This is a genomic window from Candidatus Phytoplasma stylosanthis (genome assembly GCF_032886435.1).
Taxonomy (GTDB): Bacteria; Bacillota_I; Bacilli_A; order Acholeplasmatales; family Acholeplasmataceae; genus Phytoplasma; species Phytoplasma stylosanthis.
This window is the reverse complement of sequence record NZ_JAUZJP010000002.1, coordinates 60377-68951: the sequence shown is the minus strand read 5'-3', so window position 1 is coordinate 68951 and position 8575 is coordinate 60377. Positions and strand designations below refer to the sequence as shown.

The 8575-nt window shown below is 21.3% G+C and carries 6 protein-coding genes; all 6 read left to right on the top strand.

The features are described 5' to 3' along the window. Positions 1–113: 113 nt before the first annotated feature. The 6 genes from Q8777_RS00970 (at position 114) to aspS (ending at position 8572) form a co-directional block, all read left to right on the top strand. A complete protein-coding gene (locus tag Q8777_RS00970; protein WP_318749437.1) occupies positions 114–278 on the top strand; it encodes a hypothetical protein in 165 nt (54 codons plus the stop codon). A gap of 73 nt (positions 279–351) precedes the next feature. Further along, the gene (locus Q8777_RS00965) at positions 352–2070 is read left to right on the top strand and encodes a nitrilase-related carbon-nitrogen hydrolase (RefSeq protein ID WP_318676116.1); all 1719 of its coding nucleotides are present in this window, start codon (positions 352–354) and stop codon (positions 2068–2070) included. Between the two features lie 44 nt (positions 2071–2114). Further along, a complete protein-coding gene (mnmA, locus tag Q8777_RS00960; protein ID WP_318676115.1) occupies positions 2115–3257 on the top strand; it encodes a tRNA 2-thiouridine(34) synthase MnmA in 1143 nt (380 codons plus the stop codon). 50 nt (positions 3258–3307) lie between these two features. After that, positions 3308–5548, top strand: a complete 2241-nt coding sequence (locus Q8777_RS00955; RefSeq protein ID WP_318749337.1) for a RelA/SpoT family protein — start codon at positions 3308–3310, stop codon at positions 5546–5548. A gap of 9 nt (positions 5549–5557) precedes the next feature. Beyond that, entirely contained in the window at positions 5558–6826 is a 1269-nt protein-coding gene (gene hisS, locus Q8777_RS00950) for a histidine--tRNA ligase (protein WP_318676200.1), read from the top strand. Then, complete coding sequence (gene aspS, locus Q8777_RS00945; protein ID WP_318676113.1) at positions 6827–8572, top strand: aspartate--tRNA ligase; 1746 nt, start codon at positions 6827–6829, stop codon at positions 8570–8572. It abuts the gene before it with no gap. Positions 8573–8575: the final 3 nt, after the last annotated feature.

The window sequence follows — 8575 nt, the reverse complement described above, 5'->3', positions numbered from 1 at the left end:
CTGAAAAACAGGACAGATTTATTTAGATTCACTTGCTGTCCACTAAAACTCTCATAAGTTGCCAACAAAGCTAATAAAAAAATGTTTATAATTTAAATTATATTTTGATCATATTGTTAACTGATGGTGTAATTATTTTGTTGTCTTCTTTTTTAGAAAGTTCACAATGTTTAATTATTTTTTTTGTTAGACTTTTTTTTTCATTTTTCGCTTTGATTATTTTGGGTTATATAATGGATAAAAATTATTTTCCACAAAATAATTTAGATAAAAAATAAAAATTTATTTTTATTCAAAAAAACGAAATATATAAAATTTCAATATATAAATTAGAAGATTGTTTAAAATAATATGTATAAAAATGGAATTATTAAAATAGAAATGGCTAGTCCTGAATTATATATCGGCAAGCCTTTACAAAATGCTCAAAGTATTGTTAAAATTTTAAATAAAAGTAAAGCTAGTTTTGTCTTATTTTCTGAATTATGCTTGAGTGGTTATTCTTCGGGAGATTTATTTTTTGAGATTAGTTTTTTAGATGAAAATTTATCTGCTTTAAGATTTATTATGGATAATACTTCTTTTCAAGGAGTTTATTTTGTTGGAATGCCTTTTTTATTTCAAGAAGTTATTTTTAATGTAGCAGTTGTAGTTCAAAAACAAAAAATTTTAGGAATTGTTCCGAAAAAAACAATTCCAAATTATAAAGAATTTAATGAAAAAAGATGGTTTCAATCAGGTAAATTAATAAATAAAGATATAATTTATTTTTTAGGACAAAAAGTACCGATAGGCGATATTTTATTTATTAATAAAAATTTTGATATTGTTTTTGGTGTAGAAATTTGTCAAGATTTATGGACTATTAATTCTCCTAGTGATTTATTGGTTTTAAATGGGGCTCATTTGATTTTTAATTTATCTGCTTCAACTGAACATCTTAATAAAGATAAATTTCGTAAATTAGCTGTTTTAAATCATTCTCGTAAACAAATTAGTGGATATTTTTATACAAGTAGCGGAATTAGCGAGTCTTCTGTTAGCTCTGTTTTTTCAAATCATAAAATAGCATCTGTTGTAGGAGAAATTGTTTCTGAAAAAGATTTAAATGATCAAGATATTAGTTTAGTTGTTGACATTTTAATTGATTATATTAAATATCAAAGAAGAATCGATACTACTTTTGGGGATCAAAAAATAAATAAACAATTTCCTTTTTTAGAATCTTATTTTGAATTAAAAGAAAATGATGATTATCAATTAGAAAAAAGTTTTTCTAAAAAACCTTTTTTGAATAATCATGATTTAGAAGAACAATTAAAATTATCTAATACAATTCAAGTTTTATCTCTGCATAATATAATAAAATCATTTCATTTTTTTGAAATAATATTTGAAATAAAAAATAGATTAAATGATTTTTTAACTCTTTTAGTTGTTTTACAGTATTTTAAAAAAATAAAAAAAGATTTAAAATTGTTAAAAATTATTATAAAAAAAGAAAATTATTCTAATAATTATCAAACTTTTGATTTTTATCTAAAAATGTTAAGTTATTTAGGTATTTATAATATTCAAATTATCGAACAAAAAGAAAAATATAACAAAATATTTTTAGATAATTTAAGTAATAAATTAATTTTAGAAAGTGATAATTTATCTGATATTGCCTCTGGAAAAGTTAATTTGATTAATCAAAATCATTATTATTTATATAATTTAAATGTAAGTATTCCTAATACTTTTATGGTAGAGTTGATTTTATTTCATTTCAGAAATCAAACAATTATTTTAGAAGATTATATTAAAAATTTTTATTTGTTAAAAATAGATGAATTTTTAAATTTGCAAGTTATTATCGAAGATTTTATTTTATACCATTATTTAAATGGCGGTTTACAAAATGAAAAAATAGCTTTTTTGTTAGAAAAAAGTTTTTCTTTATCTTATGAAAAAAGTTTAATATTAGTAACACAGTATATGAATAATTTTTATAAAAATCAATATAAAAAAAATAAAATAGCACCAGGTCCTCAAATTTTATCTAATTGTTTAACTTATAGAAAATAATTTTTTATTAATAAAAATTAAAAAAATTTTAAAAAAGGATAAAGATGAAAAAAAGAGTAATTATTGGTTTATCTGGTGGAGTTGATAGTAGTGTTTCTGCTTTTCTTTTAAAAAAACAAGGTTATGATGTCGAAGGAATTTTTATGCGTAATTGGGATAGTAGTTTAAATTATGATATCGAAGGAAACCCTTATCTTAAAAATAATATTTGTCCTCAAGAAAGAGATTATGAAGATGCTTTAAAAGTGGCTGAACAATTAAATATTAAATGTCATAAAGTAGATTTTTCAGAAGTCTATTGGGATAAAGTTTTTTCTGTTTTTTTAGATGATTTAAAAAAAAACTTAACTCCTAATCCTGATGTATTATGTAATAATAAAATTAAATTTTTAACTTTTATTGAATATGCTAAAAAATTTAATCCAGATTACATTGCAATGGGTCATTATGCTCAAATTATTAGAAAAGAAAATAAAATTATTTTAGCTCAAGCTATTGATAAAAATAAAGATCAAACTTATTTTTTATCTCAATTAAAAACAGAACAATTAGAAAAAGTTATTTTTCCTTTAGGAATGATAACTAAAAAAGAAGTTAGAGAAATAGCTTTTAAAGAAAAATTAATTACTGCTCAGAAAAAAGATTCTACAGGTATTTGTTTTATTGGTGAAAGAAATTTTTTTTCTTTTTTAAATAACTATTTACCTATTGTAAAAGGACCGATTAAAGATATAAATGGTACTTTTTTAAAAGAACATGAAGGAGTCATTAAATATACTATTGGACAAAGGAAAGGTTTAAATTTAAAAGTTACTAAAGAAAATCAGTCTCCTTGGTTTGTAATTGGCAAAGATTTAAAAACTAATACTCTTTATGTAGATCAGAATAAAAATAGTTTTTATTTATATAGTGATTCATGTTTAGTTTCTAATGTTGTATGGAGAGATAAAGAATATTATCAAAAAAATGTTAGAATATTATTATATGCTAGATTTCGCTATCGTCAACCTTTACAAAAAGTTGAAATAAAGTTTATAGATGAAAATAGAATTAAGGTTTATTATCCGCAAAAAATTAAATTAGTTACTCCAGGACAAATTTGTGCTTTTTACAAAGATAATTTTTGTTTAGGAGCGGGAATAATAAAAAAAGTTTATTCAAATAAAAATGAAATGTTATATTCTTAAATTTTTAGATCGTTTTTAAATTTACTTTTTAAAAATTATTATAACAGAGGTTGGGGAATTTGTATTTATTATTAGAAAATAATTCCAATAATAATTTTAAAGATGAGTCAGAAATATATCAAGAATTAATACAAAAAATTTCTTTATATATCAAAGAAAAAGATATCTTAGAAAAAATTCATCGAGCTTATTTATTAGCTAAAGAAAAACATAAAAATCAAAAAAGAGTTACAGGTGAAGAATTTATTATTCATCCTATTCATGTATCTAAAATTTTAGCTGATTTAAAAAGCGAACCAAATACTTTAATTTCTGCATTATTACATGATATTTTAGAAGATACTGATTTTACTTTTGAAGAATTAACAAAAATTTTTGGCGAAGATGTATCTTATATAGTTTTAAAAGCTACTAAATTAAAAAAACTTGTTTTTAATCATCATCAAAGACAGTTAGAAAATCAACAAAAAATGTTTCTTGCTATGTCGAAAGATATTCGTGTTGTTCTTTTAAAAATAGCAGATAGATTGCATAATATGCAAACTTTACAAAAAATGAGATTTGAAAAACAAAAACGTATTTCCAAAGAAACTTTAGGGATTTATGTACCTTTAGCTCATCGTTTAGGATTATATCGAATTAAATCACAATTAGAAGATCTAGCTTTTCGTTATTTAAATCCTAAATTATATTATAAAATTTCTAATTTAATAAAAATTAAAAAATTTGAAAGAGAAAGATCAATTGTCAATATTATTGGTAATATGAAAAAATTATTTCATGATTGTAATATCAATAATTTTGATATTGATGGAAGAATTAAAAATATTTTTAGTATTTATAAAAAAATGGAAAAAAAAAGATTACTTTTTGATGAAATTTTTGATTTATTAGCGATTCGAATTATTGTTGATAAAGTAGATTCATGTTATCGTTGTTTGGGAATTATTCATAATAATTATTCTCCTTTACCACTTAAATTTAAAGATTATATTGCTGTTCCTAAACCAAATTTATATCAATCTCTTCATAGTACTGTTTTATCTAAAGATGGTACTTTATTTGAAATTCAAATAAGAACTAAAGAAATGAATGAGATTGCTGAAAATGGAATCGCAGCACATTGGGGTTATAAAGAAAATAAAAAATATTCTAAAGAAGATAAACAATTAGAAATTGTTAAAAAATTAAGATGGTATCAAGAATTAATAAAAATAACGAAAGATTCAGATAGTAATTTATATAAAAATTCTAAATATTTTATTGATGTTATTAAAAATGATATTTTAAATGAAAATGTATATGTTTTTACTCCTAAACAAGAAGTTTATGAATTTCCTAAGGGTTCTACACCAATTGATTTTGCGTTTAGAATTCATTCTGATATTGGTTATAGAATTTCAGGAGCAATTGTTAACAATAAAATTGTTCCTTTGAATTATATATTGCAAAATGGTGATATTGTTTCTATTAGAACTAATAAAAATATTTTTCGTGTTAAAAAAGAATGGTTAAAAATAGTAAAAACTATTTATACAAAAAAATTAATAAAAAAAGGTTTAAATAAACAAAAAAAAAATAATTTAATTTTAGTTCAAATGGGAAAAGAAATTTTAGAAAAAGAACTTAATAAGCATAAAATAGAATTTACAATTGATAAATATTTTATATCTCAAAGTTTTTCCCAAAAAGATATTCAAAATATTGATGAATTTTATTTATCTCTTGCTAATAAAAAAATTAGTTCTAATTTAGTTATTTTCAAGATTCGTTCTTTTTTAGAGAATAAAAAAAATTTATTAAACAAATCAATTTATAAAAATATCGAACAAAAATATAATAATGATGATACAGGTGTTTTTATTGAAGAAGTTAGAAATGTAAAATTAAAAATTGCTAATTGTTGTTTGCCTGTTTTTGATGAAGAAATTGTAGGTTTTATTTCTAAAGGAAAAGGGATTAGTATTCACATTAAAAATTGTCCTAATTTGCTTAAATATGATTCTAGCAAAATTGTTTCTGCTTATTGGCGAAATAATCCCAAATTAAAATATTTTGTTTGGATTAATTTAATATGTTCTTCTAATCATTCTTTATTAACTGAAATTTATAATAAAATGAATTTTTTAGGAATTAGTTTTAATAAAATCAATATTAGTAATAACAATAATACTAAACAAACAAATATTAAATTAAAAATTTGCGCCAAAAATATCAAAGAAATAGAAAAATTAATATCTAATTTATCTCAATTAGATAATATTTATCAAATTTATAGAGGAATTAATTAAAAAAAAGTGATGATAAAAAAAATTAAAGGAACTCATGATTTAATATTTGATGAAATTGAAAAATGGAAAGATGTAGAAAATAAAATTAAATTTTTTTTAGATAAATATAATTTTCAAGAAATAAGAACTCCTATTTTAGAATATTATGAAGTTTTTCAACGTTCTTCTCGATATTCTGAAATGGTTTTAAAAGAAGTTTTTCAATTTTTAGATAAAAAAGGAAGAAAAATTGTTTTAAGACCAGAAGGTACAGCACCTGTTGTAAGAAGTTTTGTTGAAAATAAACTTTATTATTTGAATTATTTACAGAAATTATATTATTATGGCCCTTTTTTTCGTTATGAAAGACCTCAAAACGGACGTTATCGTCAGTTTCATCAATTAGGTGTTGAATTAATCGGAGTTCAAAATATATTATCAGAAATAGAATTATTTTTTTTAATCACTGATCTTTTTAAGATTTTTAATTTAAATGATTTCAAAATTATAATTAACACTTTAGGAGATTTTGAAACTCGTTCTTCTTTTTTCGAAGAATTTATACCTTATATTAAAAAAAATAAAAATCAATTATGCGATTTATGCCAAAATAGAATAGAAAAAAATGTTTTAAGAATCTTTGATTGTAAAAAATGTTCAAATAAAAAAATTTTAAAAGATGCTCCCTTACTTTTTAAATATTTAACCCCTAATGCTCAAATAAAATTTGATCAAATTTTATTTTTTTTAAAAAAAGCCAAAATTAATTTTGAAATTGATTGGAAATTAGTTAGAGGTTTAGATTATTATACTGATATTGTATTCGAAATTTCTTATTTTTCTCCTTTATATAAACAAAATTTTATTTTAGGAGGGGGCGGAAGTTATAATAAACTTATTCAAGAATTTGGTGGTAATTCTATCAATAGCATGGGATTTGCAATTGGAATGGAACGTTTTATGATTGTTTTAAAAGAAATTGGTTTTTTTAAAAATTATCAAAAACCAAATTTAGATTTATATTTGTTTTCGTTAGATGAAAAAGTTATCACGCAAAATTTTTTTTTATTAAGAGAAATTCGTAAAAACAACATAAAAGCCGAGATGAATTATAAGATTATTAATTTTCAAAAACAATTATCTAAAATTTTGGAAACTAAACCTAAATATGTTTTGTTTATAGGAGAAAAAGAAATTAAAAATAATCAAATTACTGTTAAAAAGATTTTAGATAAAAGAACATATATTGTTAAACAAAATGAAATAATAGATTTTTTAAAAAAGGAAATTATATTGTAAATGCAAACAAAATATATTTTATGGAATAATGAAATAACATTAAAAAATAAAGGTCAAAAAGTTTTAATCAAAGGATGGATCAATTCTAAAAGAAATATAGGTGGTAAAATATTTTTAAATTTAAGAGATTTTTCTGGTTTAGTTCAACTAGTTATTGATAAAAAAAATCCTCATTATTCAAAAATTGCTTATCTTAAATTAGAAAGCGTAATTGAAATTACAGGTATAGTTATCGAGAGAATAAATAAAAATTTTAATTTAAAAACAGGCGAAATAGAAATTTTAGTTCAATATATTAATATATTATCAGAAGCTCAACTTTTACCTTTAAATGTTTGTGGTGGCCCTGAATCTTTAGAAGAACATCGTTTAAAATATCGTTATTTAGACTTAAGGAATGAAAAAAAAAAACAATATTTAGTTCAACGACACGCAATTACTCAAAATATTAGAGAAACTTTATTAAAAAATAATTTTTTGGAATTAGAAACTCCTATTTTATCTAAATCTACCCCTGAAGGAGCAAGAGATTATTTAGTTCCTTCAAGAATTCATCCTTTTCATTTCTACGCTTTGCCTCAATCTCCTCAAATTTTTAAACAATTATATATGATTTCTGGTTTTGAAAGATATTTTCAAATCGCTCGTTGTTTTCGTGATGAAGACTTAAGATCAGATAGACAACCAGAATTTACTCAAATAGATATTGAAACTTCTTTTTTTAGTCAAGAAGAAATAATGATTTTAACTGAAGAGATAATGGAAAATCTTTTTCAAATTATTTTAAAAAAAGATTTAAAAAGACCTTTTTTTAAGATAACTTATGAAAAAGCTCTTAATTTATATGGTACTGATAAACCAGATTTAAGATTTGATTTACTTCTTCAAGATTTAAATTTTTATTTTCATTTTTCTGTTTTAGTGAAAAATAATATAAAACAAAAAATTAAAGGTATTAAAATTAATACCCAAATTTATAAAATTGCTTTTTCAAGAAAAGAAATAGATGAATACAAGAAAATAATAAAAGATATATTTTCGGTTGATTTGCATTATATTCAAAAAAAGGATTTTTGTATTAAAGGTTTTTTAAGTCAATTTGTTATTGATTCTTCTTTTTTAGCAGAAAACGAAATTTGTTTTTTTATTATTTTTGATGAATTATCAAAAAATAATGATCACTTTTTAAGAGCATTGGGGTTTTTAAGAAATCAATTAGCTAAAAAATTAAATTTATATAATTCTACAAAAGAATCTTTCTTATGGGTAGTTGATTTTCCTTTATTTGAATTTAACGAATCAGAAGGAAGATATTATTCTATTCATCATCCTTTTACTGCACCTGTTGATATTAATCAATTATACCAAGAACCTGAAAAAACCAAATCTCAATCTTATGATTTAATTTGGAATGGTTATGAAATTGGTGGTGGTTCATTAAGAAATTTTCAATATCATGTCCAAGAATTTATTTTTGAAAAATTAGGATTGAAAAAAAAAGAAATAGATGATAATTTTGGTTTTTTAATTGAAGCTTTAAAATATGGTGCTCCTCCTCATGGCGGGATTGCTCTAGGATTAGATCGTTTAGTTATGTTATTTACTAAAACTAATAATATTAGAGATGTTATTGGTTTTCCTAAGAATCAAAAAGGTCAAGATATAATGATTAAAAGTCCTAGTTTAGTTGAAAAAAAACAATTGTCTCTTTTAAAATTAAAAATATTAAAAGATAATAATTTATAAAAT

Coding starts and splice junctions, on each gene's coding strand:
- Q8777_RS00965 (WP_318676116.1), top strand. CDS start 352: ATGTATAAAAATGGAATTATTAAAATAGAAATGGCTAGTCCTGAATTA.
- mnmA (WP_318676115.1), top strand. CDS start 2,115: ATGAAAAAAAGAGTAATTATTGGTTTATCTGGTGGAGTTGATAGTAGT.
- hisS (WP_318676200.1), top strand. CDS start 5,558: ATGATAAAAAAAATTAAAGGAACTCATGATTTAATATTTGATGAAATT.
- aspS (WP_318676113.1), top strand. CDS start 6,827: ATGCAAACAAAATATATTTTATGGAATAATGAAATAACATTAAAAAAT.